At 65.4% G+C, this 24,713-nt stretch carries 19 protein-coding genes; 5 read left to right on the top strand and 14 right to left on the bottom strand.

Annotated elements, in window-relative coordinates:
- Positions 1-7: 7 nt before the first annotated feature.
- From narJ to NX774_RS16265, 7 genes are all read right to left on the bottom strand, one after another.
- Positions 8-676 (bottom strand): nitrate reductase molybdenum cofactor assembly chaperone, encoded by a 669-nt coding sequence (narJ, locus tag NX774_RS16295; RefSeq protein WP_258823283.1) that lies wholly within the window; start codon positions 674-676, stop codon positions 8-10.
- The gene (narH, locus tag NX774_RS16290; RefSeq protein WP_258823282.1) at positions 673-2,229 is read right to left on the bottom strand and encodes a nitrate reductase subunit beta; all 1,557 of its coding nucleotides are present in this window, start codon (positions 2,227-2,229) and stop codon (positions 673-675) included. Before narH ends, narJ begins: the two co-directional genes overlap by 4 nt.
- A 3-nt stretch (positions 2,230-2,232) precedes the next feature.
- Positions 2,233-5,928, bottom strand: coding sequence for a nitrate reductase subunit alpha (locus NX774_RS16285; protein ID WP_258823281.1), 3,696 nt, complete (start codon positions 5,926-5,928; stop codon positions 2,233-2,235).
- A gap of 133 nt (positions 5,929-6,061) precedes the next feature.
- On the bottom strand, positions 6,062-6,721 hold the full coding sequence (locus tag NX774_RS16280) for a carbonic anhydrase (RefSeq protein WP_258823280.1): 660 nt from the start codon (positions 6,719-6,721) through the stop codon (positions 6,062-6,064).
- A gap of 18 nt (positions 6,722-6,739) precedes the next feature.
- Complete coding sequence (locus tag NX774_RS16275; RefSeq protein WP_258823279.1) at positions 6,740-8,125, bottom strand: NarK family nitrate/nitrite MFS transporter; 1,386 nt, start codon at positions 8,123-8,125, stop codon at positions 6,740-6,742.
- Between the two features lie 27 nt (positions 8,126-8,152).
- A complete protein-coding gene (locus NX774_RS16270; protein WP_370660440.1) occupies positions 8,153-9,400 on the bottom strand; it encodes an MFS transporter in 1,248 nt (415 codons plus the stop codon).
- 184 nt (positions 9,401-9,584) lie between these two features.
- Positions 9,585-10,136: a helix-turn-helix domain-containing protein gene (locus NX774_RS16265; protein ID WP_258823278.1), complete on the bottom strand. Its 552-nt coding sequence runs from the start codon at positions 10,134-10,136 to the stop codon at positions 9,585-9,587.
- Between the two features lie 129 nt (positions 10,137-10,265).
- Between NX774_RS16265 and NX774_RS16260 the strand changes: the two genes are divergently transcribed.
- The 4 genes from NX774_RS16260 to NX774_RS16245 all read left to right on the top strand — a co-directional run bounded on the left by NX774_RS16260 (position 10,266) and on the right by NX774_RS16245 (position 13,025).
- Positions 10,266-11,048 (top strand): aldolase, encoded by a 783-nt coding sequence (locus NX774_RS16260; protein WP_258823277.1) that lies wholly within the window; start codon positions 10,266-10,268, stop codon positions 11,046-11,048.
- A gap of 23 nt (positions 11,049-11,071) precedes the next feature.
- Positions 11,072-11,956, top strand: coding sequence for a dihydrodipicolinate synthase family protein (locus tag NX774_RS16255; RefSeq protein WP_258823276.1), 885 nt, complete (start codon positions 11,072-11,074; stop codon positions 11,954-11,956).
- A 10-nt stretch (positions 11,957-11,966) separates the two neighbouring features.
- The gene (locus NX774_RS16250; protein WP_258823275.1) at positions 11,967-12,677 is read left to right on the top strand and encodes an MOSC domain-containing protein; all 711 of its coding nucleotides are present in this window, start codon (positions 11,967-11,969) and stop codon (positions 12,675-12,677) included.
- A gap of 114 nt (positions 12,678-12,791) precedes the next feature.
- Positions 12,792-13,025, top strand: a complete 234-nt coding sequence (locus NX774_RS16245) for a hypothetical protein (protein WP_258823274.1) — start codon at positions 12,792-12,794, stop codon at positions 13,023-13,025.
- A gap of 133 nt (positions 13,026-13,158) precedes the next feature.
- Here NX774_RS16245 and NX774_RS16240 read toward each other — a convergent pair whose 3' ends face one another.
- From NX774_RS16240 to NX774_RS16220, 5 genes are all read right to left on the bottom strand, one after another.
- Positions 13,159-13,938, bottom strand: coding sequence for an enoyl-CoA hydratase (locus NX774_RS16240; RefSeq protein WP_258823273.1), 780 nt, complete (start codon positions 13,936-13,938; stop codon positions 13,159-13,161).
- Between the two features lie 112 nt (positions 13,939-14,050).
- Positions 14,051-15,247, bottom strand: coding sequence for an acetyl-CoA C-acyltransferase (locus NX774_RS16235; protein WP_258823272.1), 1,197 nt, complete (start codon positions 15,245-15,247; stop codon positions 14,051-14,053).
- A gap of 25 nt (positions 15,248-15,272) precedes the next feature.
- A complete protein-coding gene (locus NX774_RS16230) occupies positions 15,273-17,669 on the bottom strand; it encodes a 3-hydroxyacyl-CoA dehydrogenase/enoyl-CoA hydratase family protein (RefSeq protein WP_258823271.1) in 2,397 nt (798 codons plus the stop codon).
- Between the two features lie 111 nt (positions 17,670-17,780).
- Entirely contained in the window at positions 17,781-19,571 is a 1,791-nt protein-coding gene (locus tag NX774_RS16225; protein WP_258823270.1) for an acyl-CoA dehydrogenase C-terminal domain-containing protein, read from the bottom strand.
- Positions 19,572-19,619: 48 nt separating this feature from the next.
- Positions 19,620-20,234 (bottom strand): TetR/AcrR family transcriptional regulator, encoded by a 615-nt coding sequence (locus tag NX774_RS16220; RefSeq protein WP_258823269.1) that lies wholly within the window; start codon positions 20,232-20,234, stop codon positions 19,620-19,622.
- Positions 20,235-20,540: 306 nt separating this feature from the next.
- Here NX774_RS16220 and NX774_RS16215 point away from each other — a divergent pair, with 306 nt between their 5' ends.
- Positions 20,541-21,455, top strand: coding sequence for a hypothetical protein (locus tag NX774_RS16215; protein WP_258823268.1), 915 nt, complete (start codon positions 20,541-20,543; stop codon positions 21,453-21,455).
- A 28-nt stretch (positions 21,456-21,483) separates the two neighbouring features.
- Here NX774_RS16215 and NX774_RS16210 read toward each other — a convergent pair whose 3' ends face one another.
- On the bottom strand, positions 21,484-22,509 hold the full coding sequence (locus tag NX774_RS16210) for a hypothetical protein (protein ID WP_258823267.1): 1,026 nt from the start codon (positions 22,507-22,509) through the stop codon (positions 21,484-21,486).
- The gene (locus NX774_RS16205; protein ID WP_258823266.1) at positions 22,506-24,710 is read right to left on the bottom strand and encodes an FAD-binding protein; all 2,205 of its coding nucleotides are present in this window, start codon (positions 24,708-24,710) and stop codon (positions 22,506-22,508) included. Before NX774_RS16205 ends, NX774_RS16210 begins: the two co-directional genes overlap by 4 nt.
- Positions 24,711-24,713: the final 3 nt, after the last annotated feature.

Here is a 24,713-nt window from a genome sequence, read left to right as displayed (position 1 = left end):
TCCTTTGTCAGACTGTCTTGCGTGGGCGCTGCGGATAGAAATTGATCGGCTGGACGCCGCCCGCGGCGCTGCCGAGCAGCGGTTCGGCGCCGTCCGCGCCCGGCCCGAAGGTCTCGAGCGCTTCGTCCATGTCGCGCGCCGGCTGCACGTCCAGTTCGGCCGGCGCCACGCTGCTGAGCAGTTCCAGCGCGGCGAACACGCCGGCGTACGGACTGCCCTGCTGCGCGAGCTTGCGGCCGACGTGTGCCAGCACGTGCACCGCCTCGCCCAGCAGGTTCGCGCTCTGTGTTTCGTCCAGCAGCGACAGGAACTCGAGGAACAGCGGCACGTAGTCGGGCAGGTCGTCGCCCTCCATCTTCAGGCCGTGGCGCTGGTATTCCTGCATCAGGTCCACCATCGCCTGGCCACGGTCGCGCGACTCGCCGTGGATGTGCTCGAACAGGTGCAGCGAATGCGACGGGTTGCGGTCGAAGGTGCCGACGTATTCCTGCTGCAGCTCGATCAGCTCGCCGTCACGCAGGTGCCCGAGCAGCGGCGCGACCTTCTCGTGCAGGGGCGAACCGGCATGCAGCGCGGCCGCGATCTCGGGCAGCGCCGCGACCAGCGCCGCGTCCGGATACTGCAGCAGGGCGGCCAGCGCGCGGTAGTAGCGCGCGTCGAAGGCGTAGGCGCTCACGCTGATTCCTCCTGCTTCTTCTTGCGCGACTTGGGCATCGACACGAAGATCGTCGAGCCCTGCTGCTTCTTGCCGAACAGGCTCGCTTCGCTGACGCCGTCCGAGCAGCCGTTGCCGAAGCTGAAGCCGCACGAGCCCTTGTCGTTGAAGCTGTCCTCGACCATCTCCTTGTGGCTGCTGGGGATGACGAAGCGGTCCTCGTAGTTGGCAATGGCCATGATGTGGTACATGTCCTCGACCGTCTCGCGCGTCAGGCCGACCTGGGCCAGCAGGTCCAGGTCCTCTTGCTTGTCCACGTGCTTGCCGCGCATGTAGGCGCGCATCGCCAGCATCCGGTCGAGCGCGCGCAGCACCGGCGTCTTGTCGCCCGCGGTGAGCAGGTTGGCCAGGTACTGCACCGGGATGCGCAGCGAGGCGGTGTCGGGCAGGATGCCGTTCTTGCCGAGCAGGCCCGATTCGGCCGCCGCCTGGATCGGCGAGAGCGGCGGGATGTACCAGACCATCGGCAAGGTGCGGTACTCCGGGTGCAGCGGGAAGGCGATCTTCCAGTCCACCGCCATCTTGTACACCGGCGACTTGCGCGCGGCCTCGAGCCACGATTCCGGAATGCCCTGGCGGCGCGCTTCCTCGATCACCTTGGGGTCGTTCGGGTCGAGGAACATCGACAGCTGCGCCTGGTACAGGTCGCGCTCGTCGGCTACCGATGCCGCGGCCTCGATCTGGTCGGCGTCGTACAGCAGCACGCCAAGGTAGCGGATACGGCCCACGCAGGTCTCGGAGCACACGGTCGGCTGGCCGGCCTCGATGCGCGGGAAGCAGAAGGTGCACTTCTCGGCTTTGCCCGAAGACCAGTTGTAGTAGATCTTCTTGTACGGGCAGCCCGAGATGCACATGCGCCAGCCGCGGCACTTGTCCTGGTCCACCAGCACGATGCCGTCCTCCTCGCGCTTGTACACCGAGCCGGACGGGCACGACGCCACGCAGGCCGGGTTCAGGCAGTGCTCGCACAGGCGCGGCAGGTACATCATGAAGGTGTTCTCGAACTTGCCGTACATGTCCTTCTGCATGTCGTCGAACAGCTTGTCGCGGCTGCGCTTGGCAAACTCGCCGCCCAGGTCGTCCTCCCAGTTCGGGCCCCACTCGATCTTGTCCATCTTCTGCCCGGTGATCACCGAGACCGGGCGCGCGGTGGGCGGCGTCTCCGACAGCGGCGCGTTCTGCAGGCGCTCGTAGTCGTAGGTGAAGGGCTCGTAGTAGTCGTCGATCGACGGCAGGTTCGGGTTGGCGAAGATGTTTGCCAGGATCCGCATGCGGCTGCCCTGGCGCGGCTCGATGCGCCCGTTGGCATTGCGCTTCCAGCCGCCCTGCCATTTGTCCTGGTTCTCCCACTCCTTCGGGTAGCCGATGCCAGGCTTGGTCTCGACGTTGTTGAACCATGCGTACTCGACGCCGTCACGGCTGGTCCACACGTTCTTGCAGGTGACCGAACAGGTGTGGCAACCGATGCACTTGTCCAGGTTGAGCACCATCCCGATTTGCGCTCTGATTTTCATGCTTTACTCTCCCGTGGCGGCGCCGGGCATCGGACGCTCGAGCCAGTCGATCTTGGCCATCTTGCGGACCACGACGAATTCGTCGCGGTTCGAACCGACGGTGCCGTAATAATTGAAACCCCAGGCCAGCTGCGCGTAACCGCCGATCATGTGGGTCGGCTTAATCACCGCGCGTGTCACCGAGTTGTGGATACCGCCGCGCATCTTCGAGGTCTCCGCGCCGGGCACGTTGACGATCTTTTCTTGGGCGTGGTACATCAGGGTCATCCCGGGCGGCACGCGCTGGCTGACCACGGCGCGCGCGGTGAGCGTGCCGTTCACGTTGAACACCTCGATCCAGTCGTTGTCCACGATTCCGGCCTGCTTGGCGTCGGCCTCCGACACCCACACGTGGGGACCGCCGCGCGAGAGCGTGAGCATGCGCAGGTTGTCCGAGTAGGTCGAGTGGATGCCCCACTTCTGGTGCGGCGTGATCCAGTTGAGGACGATCTCCTGGTTGCCGTTCGGGCGCGCGCCCAGCATCGGCGCGATGGTGCGCGTGTCGATGGCGCGCTTGTACACGCAAAAGCCCTCGCCAAAGTCGCGCATCCAGCGGTGGTCCTGGTAGAACTGCTGGCGCCCGGTGAGCGTGCGCCAGGGGATCAGCTCGTGCACGTTGGTGTAGCCGGCGTTGTAGCTGACCTCTTCCGACTCCAGCCCCGACCAGGTGGGCGAGGAGATGATCTTGCGCGGCTGCGCCTGCACGTCGCGGAAGCGAATCGTGTCGTGCTCGCGCGGCTTGGCCAGGTGGGTGTGGTCGCGCCCGGTGATCTTCGACAGCGCCTCCCATGCCTTGACCGCAACATGGCCGTTGGTCTCCGGCGCCAGCGCCAGGATCATCTCGGCCGCGTCGATCGCGCTGTCCAGCCGCGGCTGGCCCTTCGAGACGCCCTCCTCCTGCACCGTGCGGTTAATCCCGCGCAGCAGCTCGACCTCGTGGCCGGTCTTCCACGAGATGCCCTTGCCGCCGTTGCCGACGGTCTCGAGCAGCGGGCCGACCGAGGTGTACTTGCGGTACACGTCGGCGTAGTCACGCGCGACGACGGTCATCGCCGGCATGGTCTTGCCCGGAACCGGCTCGCATTCGCCGGCGCGCCAGTCCTTCGGATCGAACGGCTGGCCCAGTTCGCCCGGGGTGTCGTGCATCAGCGGCGTGAGCACCAGGTCCTCGCACTTGCCCAGCAGTTCGCCGCCAATCTCGCTGAATTTCTTGGCGATGCCCTTGTAGATCTCCCAGTCCGAGCGCGACTGCCACAGCGGCTGCACGGCTTCGGACAGCGGGTGGATGAACGGGTGCATGTCCGACGTGTTCAGGTCGTCCTTCTCGTACCAGGTGGCGGTGGGCAGCACGATGTCGCCGTACAGGCAAGTGGTGGACATGCGGAAGTCGAGCACCACCAGCAGGTCCAGCTTGCCCTCCGCCGCCGGGCGCACCTTCACGTCGCGCGGCTTGATGCAGTCCGATTCGTCGCTGTTGACGGCGTTCTGCGTGCCGAGCAGGTACTTGAGGAAGTACTCGTGGCCCTTGCCCGAGCTGCCCAGGATGTTCGAGCGCCAGACGAACATGTTGCGCGGGAAGTTGGCCGGGTTGTCCGGATCGTCGCACGAGAAGCTCAGCTTGGACTGGCGCATCTGCTCCACCGCGAACTGCACCGGATCCTGCCCGGCGGCGCGCGCCCGGCTGGTCACGTCCAGCGGGTTGGTTTCAAGCTGCGGCGCCGACGGCAGCCAGCCGAGGCGCTCGGCCTTGGCGTTGAAGTCGATCAGCGCCATGCTTTCCACCTCGCTGCCGGCGGTCGGCGCGGCGATCGCGGAGGCAGGCAGCTTTTCGTGGCGCCACTGGCTGGTGTGCGCATAGAAGAACGAGGTGCCGTTCATCTGGCGCGACGGGCGCTGCCAGTCGAGGGCGAACGCCAGCGGCGTCCAGCCGGTTTGGGGGCGCAGCTTCTCCTGGCCCACGTAGTGCGCCCAGCCGCCGCCGGACTGGCCTACGCAGCCGCACATCATCAGCATGTTGATGATGCCGCGGTAGGTCATGTCCATGTGGTACCAGTGGTTCAGCGCCGCGCCAACAATCACCATGCTCTTGCCACGGGTCTTGTCGGCGTTGTCCGCGAACTGGCGCGCCACCGTGATCACGTCGGCGGCTTTCACGCCGGTGTGCTTCTCTTGCCAGGCGGGCGTGTAGGGCACGTCGTCGCCGTAGTCGCGCGCCACGTTGGCGCCGCCAAAGCCGCGGTCCACGCCGTAGTTCGCGAGCGTCAGGTCGTAGACCGTCGCCACCTTGGCGATGCTGCCGTCGGCCAGCTGCAGGTGCTTGACCGGCACGTTACGCAGCAGGAGCGGGTCATGGTCATCGCCGCCGAAATACGGGAAGCCGACCACGGCGATCTCGTCGCGGCAGCCAGCCAGCGACAGCAGGGGGTCGATGGCCGTGCCGTTCGCACTCTTTTGCTCCAGGTTCCACTTGCCGCTCTCGCCCCAACGGAAGCCGATCGAACCGGTGGGCGCCACGATGTCTCCGCTGGCCTCGTCGATCACGAGCGTCTTCCATTCGGGATTGTTGGTTTCGTCCAGGTTGCGGGCCAGGTGCGAGGCGCGCAGGAAGTAGTCCGGCACCAGCTTGCCCTCGTGCTCCTTGAGCAGCACCAGCATCGGGAAGTCGGTGTACTGCTTGGCGTACGAGCGGAAGTACTCGGACTTGCCGGTGGCATGGTACTCGGACAGGATCACGTGGCCCATCGCCATCGCCAGCGCAGCGTCGGTGCCCTGCTTGGGCGCGAGCCAAATGTCGCCGAACTTGGCCATCTCGCCAAAGTCGGACGACACCGCCACGGTCTTGGTGCCCTTGTAGCGCACCTCGGTGTAGAAGTGGGCGTCGGGCGTCCTCGTCATCGGCACGTTCGAGCCCCACACCATCAGGAAGGTCGAGTTGTACCAGTCGGCCGATTCCGGCACGTCGGTCTGCTCGCCCCACACCTGGGGACTTGCCGGCGGCAGGTCGCAGTACCAGTCGTAGAAGCTGAGCGCCACGCCGCCGATCAGCGACAGGTAGCGCGTGCCGGCGGCGTAGCTCACCATCGACATGGCCGGGATCGGCGAAAAGCCGACCACGCGGTCCGGCCCGTAGCGCTTGACCGTGAACGCGTTGGCGGCGGCGATCATCTCGTTCACCTCGTCCCAGGTGGCGCGCACGAAACCGCCCTGGCCGCGCACCGACTTGTACTGGCGCGCGCGGTCCGGGTCCTGGCTCACCCACTCCCAGGCCGACACCGGGTCCATCGACATGCGCGCCTGGCGCCACATCTTCATCAGCCGGCCGCGCACCATTGGGTACTTCACGCGCTGCGCGGAGTACACGTACCACGAATAGCTGGCGCCGCGCGGGCAGCCGCGCGGCTCGTGGTTGGGCAGGTCGGGACGGGTGCGCGGGTAGTCGGTCTGCTGGGTCTCCCAGGTGATCAGGCCGTTCTTCACGTAGACCTTCCAGCTGCACGAACCGGTGCAGTTCACGCCATGCGTCGAGCGCACGATCTTGTCGTGCTGCCAGCGCTGGCGGTATGCCTTCTCCCAGGTGCGGTCCTCGGCCACGACGGCGCCGTGGCCATCCGCGAAGGTCTCGCGGGAAAAGAACTTCAATCGATCCAAAAAGTGACTCATCTGCTCTCCAGGCTTGCGCCTTGTAGGGGTCAAAACGTCAGTAGGCAGTCTAAGCAGCGGCCTGTCTGATGGGTATTCGCATAACAGGCGAATGCGCGCTTCTGGAAGTACTAGTCCGTCTAGCGCTAAATGCCTATGCCGCCCGCGGCCCGGCCTGCGCCGCCGGCACCATCGGCAGGAAGCACTGCTGGCGCGCCGAGTAGGCCATCAGCGCGCCGCATTCCATGTCGAAGTACCAACCATGCAGCTTGAGCGAGCCCTGCGCCACGCGGCTGGCGATCCACGGATAGGTCATGAGGTTGTCCAGCGATTGCAGGATGCTGGCCTGCTCGAGCAGGCGGCGCCGCTCATCGGGGCTGCGGTGCTGGTAGCCGCTTTCGATCCTTTGCCGCACCGGTTCGGCGATCTTCATCCAGCGCCCGACGAAATCGGTTTCCGGCGCCAGCTGGCGCGGCGCCATCAGTGCGGCAATGCCGCCGCAGCGCGCGTGGCCGAGCACGATGACGCGCTCGACCTGCAGGTTACAGACGGCGAACTCGATCGCCGAGCTCACGCCCGGCGGGGCTTGCGGCGTGCATGGCGGGACCAGGTTGGCGATGTTCCGCACCACGAACATGTCGCCCGGCGCGCTGTCGGTGAGCAGCGCCGGGTCCACGCGCGAGTCGCAGCAGCCGATCACCAGCGTGGATGGGTGCTGCCCCTCGCGCAGGGACGCGAACAGCGGGTGGCCGGCCCCGAAATACTGCTTCTGGAAGCGGCCGAAGCCTTCGATGAAGCGTTCGATGTCTTCCATGGGCAGCCCCGCCCTGCCTCAGCAGGGCATCGGCGCGTTGCGCCGCGCGTAGTGCCACCAGGTGATCACGACGCAGGTCACGTAATAGGCGATGAAGGCCCACAGCGCCGCGTTCGGGCTGCCGGTCAGTGCGATCGAGGTGCCGTAGCTCTTCGGGATGAAGAAGGCGCCATAGGCCGCCACGGCCGAGGTGAAGCCGAGCACCGCGGCGCTCTCCTTGTTGGCGTCCACGATCGCCTGGTCCTGCGCCGCCTTGTCCTTGCCGGCCGCCTCGCGCTGGCGTTCGGTCATGAAGATCACCGGGATCATGCGGAAGGTCGATGCGTTGCCCACGCCCGAGGCGGCGAACAGCAGCATGAACATCCAGAAGAAGCCGTGGAAGTTACCGGCCGCGCCGTGCGCCGGCGCGAACGACAGCACGCCCATCACCGCGCCGATCATCACCAGGAAGGTCCACAGCGTCACGCGTGCGCCGCCCAGCTTGTCCGAGATGTAGCCGCCGGCCACGCGCGCCAGCGCGCCCACGAGCGGGCCCAGGAACGCATACTGCAGCGGGTTCACGTCCGGGAATTCGCTCTTGATCAGCAGCGGGAACGCCGCCGAATAGCCGATGAACGAGCCGAAGGTGCCGGTGTACAGCCAGCACATGAGCCAGTTGTGCTTGCGCTTGAAGATCACGGCCTGCTCGCTGAACGAGGCCTTGGCCGGGGCCAGGTCGTTCATGCCGAACCACGCAGCCAGGGTAGCGAGCAGGATGAACGGCACCCAGATGAAGCCCGCGTTCTGCAGCCACATCTGGCTGGTCTCGCCGTTCTTGACCACGGCCTGCGACTCGCCGCCGAGGGCGCCGAACACCGCGCCCGTGATCACCAGCGGCACCACGAACTGCACCACCGATACGCCCAGGTTGCCCAGGCCCGCGTTCATGCCGAGCGCGTAGCCCTTCTGCGCCTTGGGATAGAAGAAGCTGATGTTGGCCATCGACGAAGCGAAGTTGCCGCCGCCGAAGCCGCACAGCAGCGCCAGCACCAGCATGGTCGGGTAGCTGGTGTTCGGGTCCTGCACCGCAAAGCCGATGCCGGCGGCGGGCAGCAGCAGCGAGGCAGTGGAGATCGTGGTCCACTTGCGCCCGCCGAAGATGGGCACCATGAACGAGTAGAAGATGCGCAGCGTTGCTCCGGACAGGCCGGGCAGCGCGGCCAGCCAGAACAGCTGGTTGGTGCTGAACTTGAAGCCGATCGACGGCAGGTGCACCACCACCGCGCTCCACACCATCCACACGGCGAAGGCCAGCAGCAGGGCCGGGATCGAGATCCACAGGTTGCGGTCAGCCGTACTCTTGCCGGTGTCGCGCCAAAATGCCGGGAACTCGGGTTCCCAGGTCTGTATCAGGTATTTGCTCATGTTGTACTCCCCAAAAGGAATCAAGGCTCAAGCCGCGCGGGGCGCGAGCGTGGCAGCGCCGGCCCGCGCGGGCTTGAAGGAAAAGTGCATGCTGACCAGCGATACGCAGACCGTCCCGTACAGCAGCATGAATGCGCTGGAGCGCACGCCGGTCAGGTCGACCAGGGCGCCGAACATGATCGGCAGGATGAAGCCGCCCAGGCCGCCGGCCAGCCCCACCACACCCGAGACGGCGCCGATGTTGTCGGTGAATTCGTCGCCGATGAACTTGAAGACGGAGGCTTTACCGATCGCCATGGCCACGCCGACCACGAACAGCAGCGCGGTGAACATCCACGGGGTCAAGGCCAGGTTCAGGTTCAGCGCGCCGTTGACGGTCTTGATGGTCATGCTGGTCTGCGGGTACGACAGCAGGAACAGGCACACCCACATCACCCACATCACGTACCAGGTGACCTTGTAGGCGCCGTACTTGTCGGAGATCCAGCCGCCAACCGCGCGCACAGCGCCGCCCGGCAGCGAAAAGCAGGCGGCAAGCAGCGCGGCAGTGGACATCGTGAAGCCGTATTCGGCCACGTAGTATTTGGTCATCCACAGCGCCAGCCCGACGTAGCCGCCGAACACCACCGAGTAGTACTGGCAGTAGCGCAGCACGCGCGGGTCCTTGAGCACCTTGAGCTGCTGGGCAAAGCTGGAGCCCCCGGTGCCCACGTGCGACGGATCGGTGTACGAGAACAGCCAGAAGATGACGGCGGTGGCGAAGAGCGCGATCGCGAACACGCGCGGCACCGCCTGCCAGCCCCAGGCTGCGATGATGGCCGGGGCGACGAACTTGGTGAGCGCCGAGCCCGAGTTACCGGCGCCGAAGACGCCCATCGCCAGGCCCTTGCGCTCTTTCGAGAACCAGCGCGCCACGTACGGCGTGCCGACCGAGAACGAGCCGCCAGCCAGGCCCACGCCAAGGCCCAGCAGCAGGAACTGCCAGTATTCGGTGGCGTAGCTGATCAGGGCGACCGGGATCACGGCGGACAGCATCAGCACGAACAGGACGATGCGCCCGCCGTAGCGGTCGGTCCAGATCCCAAGCGGGACGCGCACCAGCGAGCCGGTGAGCACCGGCGTGGCCGCGAGGAGCCCGAACTGCGTTTCGTTCAGGCCAAGCTGGGTCTTGATGGGGATGCCCAGCACCGCAAACATCATCCAGACCGCAAAACAGATGGTGAAGGCAAAGGTACTGCTGATGAGGACAGACAGGGGCTTGCGTTGAATAGACACGTGCTTCTCCAATCCCAATAACGGATGGAGAAAGCTTAGTTGTGGCTGGCTGCGCGGACCATTCGCCAGAGGGCTGCACGAGACCCTGCAGGCTGCCTAGTCCGATGCGCCGGATGGGCTAGTACGACAAGAGGGGGACTAGTCCGTTCGTAGCATGCGAAGGTTCGTTCGTGCTTCGCAGGCGTCAGGCCCCGTCTTCCTCGTCGTTGCTGACGACGACGAGCACCTCCGCTTGCACCGGGCCGACACTGCGCATCCGGTGCGGGATCAGCGCATTGAAGTAGACGGAGTCGCCTTCGTCGAGGCGCACGGTCTCGTTGGGAAATTCGAGCTCGATGGCGCCGCGGTGGACGAACAGCAGCTCCTCGCCTTCATGCTCCTTGTAACCCGACGCCGAGAACTCGGCGGACGGCCAGGCCACGAAAGGCAGCATGCGCTTGGGAGCCACCTCGGTGGCAATACCCTCCACTTTGCGCGCGCTCGATTTTGGGTCGCCAATGCGCGTGCGCTGCGCCGCGCGCGTGATGACGACCGCCTCGCGGTTGCGCGCCTCGGAGAACAGGTCGCCCACCTCGACGCCGAGCGCCTTGGACAGCTTGAGCGCGACCGCGATCGACGGCACGCTCACGCCTCGCTCCACCTTCGACAGGTAACTCTTGGTCAGGCCGGTCTGCTCGGCGAGCACCTCGAGCGACCAGCCCTTCTGCTTGCGCAGCAGTTTCAGCCTGATAGTCATAGCCTGCACCCACGATATGGAAAATCTATTGTACAGTAGGACACGTCGTGTCCTATGATTCACTTCGTTTCCAGTCGGGTGGGCCCGCCGGGCGGGGGAACGCCATTCATCGAGCAACAGGAGAACCAATTGGCTGATACCTTGACCCTATCCAAACAGGAGCTTGTCTCCATCGCCCAGCAACGCCTTGCCCAGGAATTCGGCGACAGCGGCTGGAGCGCGCGCCAGAAACTGGCGCTCACCTGCCGCGTCTTGTTCGACGCCGGCCACGATTCCGGGCTGGCCGGGCAGATCACCTGCCGCGCCGAAGGCGGCGACAGTTTCTACACCCAGCAGCTTGGCCTGGGTTTCGACGAGATCGCGATGTCGAACCTGATCCACGTGGACCAGGACCTGAAGGTGCTGGCCGGGCGCGGCATTCCCAACCCCGCCAACCGCTTCCATACCTGGATCTATCGCCAGCGGCCGGACGTGAACTGCATCATCCACACCCACCCGACCCATGCGGCCGCGCTGTCGATGCTCGAAGAACCGCTGGCCGTCTCGCACATGGACACCTGCCCACTATACGACGACTGCGCCTTCCTGCCAGCCTGGCCCGGGGTCCCGGTCGGTAACGAGGAAGGCGAGATCATCGCCCGCGCCCTGGGCGACAAGCGCGCCATCCTGCTGGCCCACCACGGCCAGCTGGTGGTCGGCAAGACCATCGAGGAAGCCTGCATGCTGGCGATCCTGATCGAACGCGCCGCGCGCCTGCAGCTGCTGGCCATGAGCGCCGGCGCCATCAAGCCGCTGCCCGAAGCGCTGGCGCGCGAGGCGCACGACTGGATCTCCACGCCCAAGCGCGACAGCGTCACCTTCGCCTACTACGCGCGGCGCGCCCTGCGCCGCCACGCCGACTGCCTGGCCTGAGCCCACACGACAAAGGAACAATCATGACCAAACAATTCAAAGGGATCATCGCCTATCCCGTCACGCCGTTCACCCACAACAATGAGGTGGATGCGCCGGCACTGGCCGCGCTGGTCGAGCGCCTCGTCAGCAGCGGCGTGCATGCCATCGCCCCGCTCGGCAGCACAGGAGAAAGCGCCTACCTGTCGGACCACGAATGGGACTGCGTGGCCGACACCGCGATCCGCGCGGTGGGCCGGCGCGTGCCCGTCGTGGTGGGCATTTCCGACCTGACCACCGATAACGCCATCCGCCGCGCCCGCTTTGCCGAGCAGGCCGGCGCGGATGCGGTCATGGTGCTGCCGGTCTCGTACTGGAAGCTGAACGAGGCCGAGATCCTCGGCCACTACGCGCGCATCGCCGAAGCGATCTCGATTCCGATCATGTTGTACAACAACCCGGCTACCAGCGGCGTGGACATGTCGCCGGAACTGATCGCCCGCATCTGCCGCGCGGTCCCGAACGTCACCATGGTCAAGGAGAGCACGGGTGACGTGCAGCGCATGCACCGGCTCGCGCAGCTGACCGACGGCGCCATCCCGTTCTACAACGGCAGCAACCCGCTCGCGCTGGCCGCGCTGGCCGCGGGAGCGACGGGCTGGTGCACCGCCGCGCCGAACCTGAACGCCGAGCTGCCGCTGGCCTTGTACGAGGCGATGCAGGCCAACGACCTGCCACGCGCACGACAGCTGTTCTATCGCCAGCTGCCGCTGCTGCAGTTCATCGTCAGGGGCGGCTTGCCCACCACTGTCAAGGCTGGCCTGAAGCTGCTCGACTTCGACGCCGGCGCGCCGCGCGCGCCGCTGCAGCCGCTGGGCGACATGCAGACGGCGGAGCTGGCCACCATCCTGGCCAACCTGCGCGGCTGACCGGACCGCGATGCGCTGGACGGTAACAACCCTGCTGGCCGGCCCGGTGGCGCCGCTGGGGGCCGTTGCTGCCAGCGGCATCGCCAAGCAAGCGCTGGACGCGCCCTGCTGGCTTGGCCGCAGCGGACTGGAAGGTGATGCCCAGGCCGACACTCGGCGCCACGGCGGCCCCGCAAAAGCGCTGCACCACTACGCACTGGAGCATTACGCGTGGTGGATCTCGCGCATCGGTATGCGCGCATCGCTGGCGCGCTCCGGCGCCTTCGGGGAAAACCTGTCCACCATCGGGTGCACCGAAGCGGACCTGTGCATCGGCGACGTGCTCGCCCTGGGTGACGCCATCGTACAGGTATCGCAGTCGCGCCAGCCCTGCTGGAAGCTGAACCTGCGGTTCGCCGAACCTGCGATGGCCGCGCTGGTCCAGCGCAGCGGGCGAACGGGCTGGTACTACCGCGTGCTCGCGCCGGGCTGGGTGGCCGCAGGGGACGCGCTGGTGCTGCTGGAGCGCCCGCATCCTGCGTGGCCACTGTCGCGCATCATCGCGGCCCTGTACGACAGGGACACTCGCCCGCAGGTGCTCGGCGAGCTGGCCGCTCTTGCCGCGCTGCCCTCGAGTTGGCGCGAACTCTTCGCGCGCCGCCTGGCGAGCGGCCAGACCGAGGACTGGACCGAGCGCCTGTCCGGCCCCGCCGGCAAGCGGCACCTATGCGATGCGAATTGACCTGCGCATTGCTGCGGTGGATGATTCGTCAGGATGAGCCGCGCTAGGGCATTGACGCGCTGGCCGATCCGCAAACATGATGAAACGATAAGTCAAAAGTAAAAGGAGGAGATCATGGCACTCGTCTCATGCAGGCAATGCGATTCCGAAGTCTCGCCAAAGGCCACCGCCTGTCCAAAATGCGGCGAGCCCGACCCGTCCCGGCAGGGCCGCAACAAAGCGGTGCGCGCACGGCTGTTCGGCCTCGCGATCGCGCTGGCTGCCGGCAGCTATCTGTGGTTGGTCGCCCTGCCCGACATGACGCAGGGTTTCAAAGACGGGCTGCAAGCCACCGCACCCCAGAAGTAACCGGAAGCTCCCGTAGGGTGGGCGGGTCTCCCGCCCACGCGTTCAAGCGACGCAAGCACTCCGGGGCAAGCGTTCAGGCCACACAAGCGTGCGCTGAACGCGTGGGCAGGAAGACCTGCCCACCCTACCGCGTTCAGTCGAACTTCGAAAAATCGGGCTTGCGCTTCTCGAAGAAGGCGGTGAACGCTTCCTTCGCCTCGGCGCCCAGCAGCATCGCCCCGAACTGCTTATTCTCGACGGCCATGGTGTCGTTGATCGCATCGGTGCGCGGCCGCTTCATCAGCGCCTTGGTGGCGCGGATCGATGCCGGCGGCAGCGCCACCAGCTTGGCCATCTGCTGCTGCACGAACGCGGCCAATTCGCCGGCCGGCAGCACGCGCGTGACCAGGCCCATTTCGAACGCTTCCTGCACCCCGAACGCTTCGCCCAGCAGCAGCTTCTCGGCCGCGCGCGGGTAGCCTGCCAGCTGCGGCAGCAGTATCGACGAAGCGAATTCCGGGCAAAGACCCAGTTGCGAGAACGGCAGCGAGAACTTGGCGTTATCGGCCGCGTACACCAGGTCGCAGTGCATCAGCATGGTGGTGCCGATGCCCACAGCCGCGCCCGACACGGCCGCCACCACCGGCTTGTTCATGCCCGCCAGCGCGCGCATGAACTGGAACACCGGGCGGTCGATGCCCATCGAGCCGTCTTCCGGCTTCACGTTGTTGAGGAAGTCGTCCAGGTCGTTCCCGGCGGTGAATATCTCCGGCTTGCCGGTGATGAGCACGGCGCGCACCACGCTGTCCTGGTCGCCGTCCAGCAGCGCGTCTGCCACGGCCTTGTACATGGCGCCGGTGATCGCGTTCTTGCGCTCCGGACGGTTGAATTCAATGGCCAGGATGCCGTTGGCCTTGGTCGTCACAATTTCCATGCAGTGTCTCCCCAGTTTTTTAGTCGCGTGAAAACCGCGTGGGCACGAGTGCCCACCCTACCTTGACACTGTAGGGTGGGCACCCGTGCCCACGCGGTCTGCTACAAGTCGATCAGACGCGCTCGATGATACCAGCCGCACCCATGCCCGCGCCCACGCACATCGTCACCATGCCGTACTTCAGGCTGTTACGACGCAGCGCGTGCACCACGGTCGCGGCGCGGATGGCGCCGGTCGCGCCCAGCGGGTGGCCCAGCGCAATCGCGCCGCCCATCGGGTTGACCTTGCTGGTGTCCAGCCCCAGGTCGCGGATCACGGCCAGCGCCTGCGCGGCAAACGCTTCGTTCAGCTCGATCCAGTCCAGCTGGTCCTGGCTGATGCCCGCCGCGGCGCAGGCCGCCGGAATCGCGAACTTGGGACCGATGCCCATGATCTCGGGCGGCACGCCGCGCACCGCGAACGACGAGAACTTCGCCAGCGGGGTCAGGTTGTGCTCCTTGAGGATCTTCTCGCTCACCACGATCAGCGCACCGGCGCCGTCGGACATCTGCGACGAGGTCGCGGCCGTGACCGAACCCTTGGCCGCGAACACCGGCTTGAGCTTGGCCATCGATTCCATGCTGGCGTCGGCGCGCGGGCCTTCGTCCAGCTCCACCATGCGGCGGCTGATCTTGATCTCGCCGCTGGCCAGGTCCGGCTTGCGGTTCACGACTTCGACCGGCGTGATCTCGTCCTTGAAGAGACCGGCCTGCTGCGCGGCGATGGCGCGGCGGTGCGACTCCAGGCCGAATGCGTCCTGGTCTTCGCGCGACACCTTCCACTGCTCGGCCACCTTCTCGGCGGTCAGGCCCATGCCGTAGGCCAGGCCGACGTTGTCGTCCTCGAACACGCGCATGTTGATCGACGGGTGATGGCCCATCATCGGCACCATCGACATCGACTCAACACCGCCGGCGATCAGCACGTCGGCCTCGCCCACGCGGATGCGGTCTGCTGCCATGGCCAGCGCGGTGATGCCCGATGCGCAGTAACGGTTGACGGTGACGCCGCCCACGGTCTTGGGCAGGCCCGCCAGCACCACGGCCTGGCGCGCCACGTTGAAGCCCTGCTCGGCCTCGGGGAACGAGCAGCCGACGATGGCGTCGACGATCACGTTCGGGTCCAGGTTCGGCACCTGCTTCATTGCGCCCTGGATGGCGGCCACCAGCAGGTCGTCCGGACGGGTCTTGTTGAACACGCCGCGCGGCGCCTTGCCGATCGGGGTACGGGTCGCTGCGACGATGTATGCGTCTTGAAGTTGTTTGCTCATGTTGGTCGTCCTGTTCTGTTCAGCGTCAGTTGCGCACCGGCTTACCGGTCTGCATCATGCCCATGATGCGTTCCTGGGTCTTCGGGTTGGACAGCAGCGCGATGAAGGCGCGGCGCTCCATGTCGAGCAGCCACTGCTCGGACACGTAGCTGCCCTGGTCGATGTCGCCGCCGGTCACGATCTCGGCGATGGTGTCGCCCAGGTGGTAGTCGTACGCCGAGATGAACCCGCCGTCGCGCATGTTGACCAGCTGGCCGCGGATCGTCGCCCAGCCGTAGCGGCCGGTCACCGGGACCGGGCGACGCAGCGGCGCGCGGTAGCCGGCGTCGAACATCGAACGCGCGGTCGTCTTGGCCACGTGCAGCAGCTCGTAGATGTTAAAGACGATGATGTCGTCTTCCTTCAGGTAGCCCATCGCCTTGGCTTCCAGCGCCGACTTGGACACGTTGGCCATGGCCGCGTTGGTGAAGCCGTTCTTCAGGAACTGCAGGATGTCGTTGCCCTTGGCCTCATTGGCCGCGCGCACCGCGCACTCCTTCAGGCCGCCGCCGGCCGGCACCAGGCCCACGCCCACTTCCACCAGGCCAATGTACGACTCGAGGGCAGCCACGCGCTTGGACGCGTGCAGGACCATTTCGCAGCCGCCACCCAGCGCCAGGCCGGCCACGGCCGCCACCACGGGGATGTTCGAGTACTTCATCGCCATGAAGGTGTCCTGCAGTTCGCGCACCAGCGGCTCCATCGCCTTGGCGCCACCGGCCATGTAGGCCGGCAGGGCCGATTGCAGGTCTGCGCCGGCCGAGAATGCGCCGCCTTCCGCCGAATCCGGTTGCCAGATCACCAGGCCCTTGTAGTTCTGCTCCGCTTCCGCGATCGCGCGCTTCAGGCCCTTGGTGACGCCATCGCCGATGACGTGCATCTTGGTCTTGCTCGAGAAGATCAGCACATCGTCGCCGGTGTGCCACAGGCGTACCGAGTCATCCTCGAACACGGTGGTGCCAAAGGTCTTCGGATCGTTGCCGCCGCCGCCAAGCACGGGCGCGCGGAATTCCTGGCGCTCGTACACGGGCAGGGTCGAGCGCGGCACGTAGGTCTTGCGGCTCGGCGAATACGAGCCTTCCGCGGTGTGGACGCCTTTCTCGGCAACCGGGGCTTCGAACACCCAGGCCGGCAGCGGCGCATTGCACAGCGCCTTGCCCGCGTCGATGTCTTCCTTGACCCACTGTGCGATGGTGCTCCAGCCAGCCGCCTGCCAGGTCTCGAACGGACCGGTGCTCCAGCCAAAGCCCCAGCGCATCGCAAAGTCGATGTCGCGCGCGTTGTCGGCGATGCTCTCCAGGTGCACGGCGATGTAGTGGAAGGCATCGCGGAAGATCGCCCACAGGAACTGCGCCTGCGGGTTGGTCGATTCGCGCATCGCCTTCATCTTCTTGGCCGGGTCCTTCTCCTTCAGGATACGGCCAACGATGTCGGCAGCCTTGGCGCCGCCCGGCACGTATTCGCCGCTGGCGAAGTCTAGGCGCATGATGTCCTTGCCGACCTTCTTGTAGAAACCGGCCTTCGATTTCTGGCCCAGCGCGCCCTTCTCGATCAGCTTGGCCAGCACGTCCGGCGTTTTGTACACGCTGAAGAACGGGTCATCGGCCAGGTTGTCCTGCATGGTCTTGATGACGTGGCCCATCGTGTCCAGGCCCACCACATCGGCGGTGCGGAAGGTGCCCGACTTGGCGCGGCCCAGCTTGGCGCCGGTCAGGTCGTCCACCACGTCCACCGACAGGCCGAACTTCTCTGCTTCGTGCATCGTGGCCAGCATGCCGAAGATGCCGACGCGGTTGGCGATGAAGTTCGGGGTGTCCTTGGCGCGCACCACGCCCTTGCCCAGGGTGGTGGTGAGGAAGGTCTCGAGCTGGTCGAGGATCTCCGGGCGGGTCGCTGCGGTCGGGATCAGCTCGACCAGGTGCATGTAGCGCGGCGGGTTAAAGAAGTGCACGCCGCAGAAGCGTGCCTTCAGCTCGGCGTCAAAACCTTCGGACAGCTTCTCGATCGACAGGCCCGAAGTGTTGGTCGCGAAGATCGCGTTCGGGCCGATGTGCGGGGCGACCTTCTTGTACAGGTCGTGCTTCCAGTCCATGCGCTCGGCGATGGCTTCGATGATCAGGTCGCAGCCGGCCAGCACGTCGAGGTTGTCCTCGTAGTTGGCGGCCAGGATCAGGTCGGCGTCTTCCTTGTTGCCCAGCGGGGCGGGGCTCAGCTTCTTCAGGTTCTCGATGGCGCGCTGGACGATGCCGTTCTTGGCACCCTCCTTGGCCGGCAGGTCGAACAGCACCACAGGCACCTTGGCGTTGACGCACTGCGCGGCAATCTGGGCACCCATCACGCCGGCGCCCAGGACAGCCACTTTCTTGACGATGAAATTAGTCATATTGTTTTCCTTGAGTTAGCCGTCGTCCCGGCGGAAGCCGGGACCCATGCTGAGCTGGCATTCACGCTCAGCATGGGCTCCGGCTTGCGCCGGAACGACGTGATGGTGGTCTTAGAACAGTTCTGCGTCGAGCGCCAGCAGGTTCGATGCGCCGGAACGGGCCTGGCGGATCAGCATTGCGGTCTCGGGGTACAGGCGCGCAAAGTAGAAGCGCGCGGTGGCGAGCTTGGCTTCGTAGAAGCGGTCGCCCGAGTCCTTCTTCTCCAGCGCGATCTTCGCCATCTGCGCGAAGAAGTAGCTGAACACCAGGTGGCCGGCCACGCGCAGGTACGGCACGGCGGCGGCGCCCACTTCGTCCTGGTTCTGGAAGGCCTTCATGCCGATTTCCATGGTCAGCTTGGTGACCTTCTCGCCCAGTTCGCCCAGCGGGGTGACGAATTCGCTCATCTCCTCGGACAGGCCGTTGTCCTCGACGAAGGACTTGATCTTCTCGCCGAACTTGCGCAGCTTGGCGCCGTTGTCCATCAGGATCTTGCGGCCCAACAGGTCGAGCGACTGCACCGTGTTGGTGCCTTCGTAGATCATGTTAATGCGCGCATCGCGCACGTACTGCTCCATGCCCCACTCGGCGATGTAGCCGTGGCCGCCGTACACCTGCAGCGCCTCCGAGGTCGAGATCCAGGCGTTATCGGTCAGGAAGGCCTTGACGATCGGGGTCAGCAGCGCCACCTCGTCGGCCGCTTCCTTGCGTACTTCCTCGTCCGGGTGGTTCAGTTCGCGGTCGATCTGCAGCGCGACGTACGAGGTGAAGGCGCGCGCGCCTTCGGCATAGGCCTTGGCGGTCAGCAGCATGCGGCGGACGTCCGGGTGCACGATGATCGGGTCGGCCGGGCGGTCCGGCGCCTTGGGGCCGGACAGGCTGCGCATCTGGATGCGGTCTTTCGCGTACACCAGCGCATTCTGGTACGCCACTTCGGTCAGGCCCAGGCCCTGCATGCCCACGCCCAGGCGCGCTGCGTTCATGAACACGAACATCGCGTTCAGGCCCTTGTTCGGCTGGCCGATCAGCCAGCCTTTTGCGCCGTCCAGGTTCATCTGGCAGGTGGCGTTGCCGTGGATGCCCATCTTCTCTTCGATCGCGCCGCAGGCGATGCCGTTGCGCGCGCCCGGCTGGCCACTTGCATCCGGAATGAACTTGGGCACCAGGAACAGCGAGATGCCCTTCGAGCCAGTGGGCGCGTCCGGCAGGCGCGCCAGCACCAGGTGGATGATGTTCTCGGACATGTCATGCTCGCCGGCCGAGATGAAGATCTTGGAGCCGGTGATGCTGTAGGAGCCGTCGCCCTGCGGCTCGGCCTTGGTGCGCAACAGGCCCAGGTCGGTGCCGCAGTGCGCCTCGGTCAGGCACATGGTGCCGGTCCACTCGCCCGAAGCCAGCTTGGGCAGGTACACGGTTTTCTGCTCATCGGTGCCGTGCTCCTTCAGGCACTCGTAGGCGCCGTGCGACAGGCCCGGGTACATCGACCATGCCTGGTTGGACGAGTTGAGCATCTCGTAGAACGAGTTGTTCAGCGAGACCGGCAGGCCCTGGCCGCCGTACTCCGCGTCGCACGCCAGCGCGGCCCAGCCGCCTTCGACATACTGTTTATACGCTTCTTTGAAACCCTTCGGCGTGGTGACCTTCTTGGTTTCCTTGTCGTAGTGGCAGCCCTCGCGGTCGCCACTGTGGTTCAGCGGGAACAGCACCTCCTGCGTGAACTTCGCGCCCTCTTCCAGCACCTGGTTGATGATGTCGGCGTCGATCTCCTGGTAGCGCGGCAGGTTCTTGAATTCCTCGGTGACGTTGAGGAGTTCATGCAGCACAAACTGCATGTCCCGGATTGGCGCGACGTACTGACCCATGTTGTTCTCCTGACTGATGTTATATGTGGATGTGGCGTTGGGCGGTGCTCAGGCTTGCTGGCCCGGTTGGTTGTCGGTGTTGCGGTAATTCTCGATCAGCCGCTCGAAGCCGCGGCGGGCCCGCTCGGTTGCGCCGGGGATGCGCAGGAAGCGCGCATCGTGGTGCAAGGCGAGGATCAGGCCGTACATTTCGAACACCATCTGCTGGGCGTCGGTGTCGCTCTTGAGGTGACCGCAGTCGATCGCCTGCTGCACGCAGCGCAGCAGCGCGTTCTGCCACGCCTGCACCATCGACACCAGCTGCTCGCGGATCGGGCCGGGACGGTCGTCGTACTCGACCGCGCCGCTGATGTAGATGCAGCCGGAGGCGATTTCGACGGACACGCGCTTGACCCAGCGTTCGAACATCGCGACCAGGCGCGGCATGCCGCGCGGCTCGCTGATGCTGGGGTAGAACACTTCCTGTTCGAAGCGGTGGTGGTACAGCCGTATCACCTCCATCTGCAGGTCTTCACGCGAGCCAAAGTGCGCGAACACGCCGGATTTGCTCATGTTCATCCGGTCGGCCAGCACGCCGATGGTCAGCCCCTCAAGGCCGTCGCGGCTGGCGAGCTGGAGCGCCTCGTCCAGGATGGCCGCCCGCGTCATTTCGCCCTTGCGCATGAATTTTGTCGAAGTGTTAATAATAGTACCCCAGGAACGATCGAAAAAAATCCGAACGCTCGTACTATTATCTACCGAAGCCGAAATGTCAAACAGGGAATTTAGAGGTGCGGTTCTATTGATAGAACACAGAGAAGCTGTGTGAAGGTCCCGGCAATCCAGGGCGCGGAAAACCATCCTTGCCACGGAAGCAACACTTCTCGTACACTGGGCCGTTACAGGCGTCTGCTTTCCAGCAAGGCCACAGAGCAGGCGAAAACGATATCCATTCTGCACCAAGGGTAGACAACATTGCGAACATTTTCCATGGCTTCGTTTGGTGCCCGATTTCCCCGCAAGACATGTGTGACGGTGGCGCTCCTGCTGTATGTGGCAAGCCTCGCGTCCCCATCGTTTCAATGTGGCAGGGCCGACAGCTTTTACGGTTGGTATGTATTGCTCATAGGCTGGTTTGGCTTGCTCGCGCTTTCGCCATGGTGGTTCGTCAACATTCCATTTTTCTTCATGATCGGCGCGTTGGCCTTGAACTCGGTCGGAAAGAACCGCTTTCTGCCTGGCCTCACTGCGCTCGCGGCACTCGCCACGGCTTTTGTCCATCATCCAGGCTGCCTGGTCGGAGGCGGCGCGCCGGGCGAGTCATCCGGATTGGGAATCGGCGGGTATCTTTGGGTAGCATCGATCGTTATCGCCTCAATTGCTTACATCGCCCACCGACCAGCTTCGGCGAACCAGCGCTGTTTCAGCGCCATCATTGCTGGACCGGTTGCCCCGCAAGACCTTCAGCGACGGCTGCGGCTTGTACGGTGGGGAGGATTGATTGCGGCTCTGGCAATATATGCCCTGAGCCTCGCGCTTCCTGCATTCACGTGCGCCACAGCAAGGAGCGCCACCGGCCTCGAGGTCTTGACCACTGGCTGGGCCGGCGCGCTTCTCGCCGTAGGTCACGAGTACCGGTGGTACCTCAACCTGGCGCTCTTCGTTGTCCTCTGGCATCTTGCATTCGATAACGTGCGACTCAGTCCACTGGTACCCATCATGACCGCGCTCATATCGCTGGCAGCGCTGGTTCCTGGCGCTCCCGGCTGCCAGAGTCCTGGCACGCCAGATCCATCGCTCGGCCTGGCCGCCGGCGGATATCTTTGGGTCGCCTCATTCTTCGTTGCTTCGCTCACCTACCTCATCTACCAGAAAATGAGTGCGGCATTACCCAAGGAGAGTTAACGGCAGGCGTCGCGCAACCGTGGCGCCTTCAGTAGTCGTACACGTGCTCGACCTTCACGCCTGATGCGTCGGCGCGCAGCAGGAACGCGGACAGGCTGGAAACGGGCAGCACGAGCGCCACGCGCCGTTTGCCGGGCATGGTCAGCAAGGGCTGCTCGAACAGCACGCGCGCGCCGCCAGCGGGAACGGGCTGGTCGGCGTTGAGCCAGACCGTCACCAGGATGTCGCCCGTGTTCCCCGCGATATCCTGCAAGGTGGCGCCTGCCTTGGCCAGCTCGGTTGCCGCGATCCGGAAGCCGTAGTAGCGCGGCAGGTCCAGTACCGCGCGGCCGTCCTCCACGCTGCGCACCAGCTTGACGTCCCGCGGCAGTTGCGATGGCGCGCGGTCGACCACCACCTGGGTGGTCATCAGCGCGGGATCGTATGCCGCGCGCGTGGCCAGCTCGATCAGCTTGCCGTACACCGCCTTGACCGCGTACTCGCTCGTCAACGCATAACGCCGCTCCCATTTGCGGATTATGTTGGGCCCCAGCGCCGGCGTCGTCGCCCACAGCCCCTCCAGGCGCGCGGTGAAATCGAACAGGTACCACGGCTCCTTGCGGATGAAGTCCACATATTCCTGGGCCGCCCGCGCACCATAGCGGTCCTCCGCCGTGAGCTCGCCGGTCGACAGGCTCCAGCTCAGGCGACCTATCGTGTTCTCGTAGGCCGAGCGCAAGGCGTACTCCAGTGTGGTGCTGCCCGCGATCACCATGATCATGACGTGGTAGCCAAGATTGGACGGGTAATGCCGGCGCAGCTGTTCGCCGGTGACGCTGGCGTAGCTCGACCAGATCTGGCGCGTGTGCCCGACGAACGGAAAGTCGTGCGCGGGATGCGCGGCGACCCAGGCGGCATACTCGGCGGGGCTGTGCACCAGGAACCATTCCGGATAGGTCAGGAAGGTCTGTTCGACGCCGCGCCGCTGGCTTGGGGCGACAGGGCTGTCGGCCGCGAACGCGCTTGCGGCGCACAGGAGCACGGCGACCAACAGCGCAAGGAATCGGGTCTTCATGCCAGCACGCTGTTGCGGGTGAATGCCATCAGCAGGTTGTCCGAGGGATCGCCCTGCTGCAGCAGGCGCGCGCCGGTGTGGGTGAAGCCGGCGGCCTCGATCTTCCTGATCCAGTTGTCCGCGCTGTCGAAGTGGCGCAGCTCCGTCGCATTGGTTTCCCAGCGCTCGCCCAGCCCCGCATTGAACACGCAATGGGCGAGCGAGACGAAGTCGTGCATCTGCGCGCTGGTCACGTCGTGGTCCCGCACCACGAAATAGCCGCCCGGCCGCAGCACCTGCGCGATCGAGCGCAGGAACGGCATCAGTCGTTCCGGCTTCATGTGGTGCAGGCCGATGAAGCAGGAAACGAGGTCTGCGCTTTCCGGTGGCAGCGCGAGCTGCGCGTAGTCATCCAGCGCAGCGAACTTGCCCGCCTTGCGCAGTCCGCCACGCTCGGCGATGTCGGCCGGCGAATTGGTCGGCGCCTTGTCGTGCACCAGCGTAACCGGTCCCGACAGGTTCAGCCGCTTTTTCAGCGCGCCGACATAGCGGCCGGTGGAACCGATTTCGACATAGCCGCGCAGCGCGCGGGTGCCGACCAGCTGTGCGGTCTGGCCGCCGATTTCCCTCTTCTGCACGGCCAGGGCCGGAAGCGCATAGCGCAGCAGCGACAAGGGCGGCGTGATGGAAGGCAGGCGCGCCTGGATGTCGCGGTAGATCGATTCGTCGTCCGTCCCATTCGCGACCGCGTCCTTGATGAGGGCATGAAAACGGTCCTCCGGGTACAGGTGGAAGATGTTCTGCAAAAAGGCGTAGAAGCGGTCGGCGGACCGGGCATTTCCATAGACGGACCGGAACAGCGATGGCTGATCGTCCACGGGTTCGGCAAGGGTCGGCATATAGTATTTGTCCCACAATGCGCCGCGCAGGCGGTAGCTTGGGTCGAGTTCCTTTTTCAGCGCAAAGAGCTGCGCAGCCCCCGGATAGGCGCGGTGGAACTGCTCGTCGGTGCCGTGCAGCTGATAAGGCAGGTAATAGGTGCCGCCGCACTCGATGACCGCATCGATCAGCTCACGGGTCCAGACCGCAACGCGTTCCTTGGCGCTGTTGCGCGTGCGCTGCTTGTAGTACAGGACGAAGGCGAAGGTATCGCCACGCGCCCACGCCAGCAGCGTGCCCGGATCGGCCAGCGCGTGCCGGATCGAGATGTTGATGATGTTGGCCTTGTGGCGGCCCAGGATCGCGGCCATGCGCGGCACGAAATCCATCAGGCGCTCGCACGGGACGAAGTACTCCTGCAGGACGTAGGTGCGCATGCTGCGCCCCATGGGCTCCAGCTCGGCCACGTCGTAGCCCGCCTCGAAATTGCGCCAGTGGACCTTCTTGCGCAAAAAGAGCAGCGGGTCGATCAGGTATTCGCGCCGTAGCTTGCCGAACGGTGTTTCCGAAATCGCCCACAGGAAGTACTTCTCCAGCGCGTACAGGCGGCGCAGCGGCTGCAGGCGCGCGCTGGTGGTGGCCGGCCGTTCGGTACGGCGCCAGGTGACGGCGCGCGCCGCGGTGTAATGCGGCGGATACAGGTCGGCATTATGGAAAATCGCATCCGGATCGTCGCGCACCTGCGCCTTGAACCATGCGAGATAGTTCCCGGTCGCCATCTTCCGGTTGGTGCGTTCCACCCGCACGTTCTCGACCAGCTCGAGTTCGACCTCCGAGATGATGCCGATCGCGCCGTAGCCGCCGATGGCCGCGTAAAACAGTTCCTGGTTCTCGCTGGGGCTGGCGTGCTTCGCCGTCCCATCCGCCAGCACCAGCAGGATCGTCCTCACCGACAGCACGACCGGCCCAAGCCCCATGTAGCGCCCGTGCGCGTTCACCGACAATGCGCCGCCCACGGTGAAGTTGGCGTAGGTCTGCATGATCTTCACCGCCAGGCCATGCGGATCGATCAGCCGCTGGATGTCGCACCACCGGATGCCCGCCTGTACGCGGATCTTGCGCAGATGCGGATCGAAAGCCAGCACGGCATTCATCTGGCGCAGGTCCAGGTGCAAGCTGCCGGGCGACGCGGTATGGCCGCCCATGCTGAAGTGGCCGCCGCCGATCGAAATGGGCAGCGTCGTGTTCCTCAACACATCCTGCAATTCGCAGGTCGAGCGCGGCGTGGCAATGGCCAGCACGTCGATGCGGTTGAGCTGTGTGACATCGTTGACGGTTGCCATGGC

Source organism: Massilia agilis, from assembly GCF_024756255.1.
Taxonomy (GTDB): Bacteria; Pseudomonadota; Gammaproteobacteria; order Burkholderiales; family Burkholderiaceae_D; genus Telluria; species Telluria agilis.
This window is presented reverse-complemented; position numbering and strand designations above follow the sequence as displayed.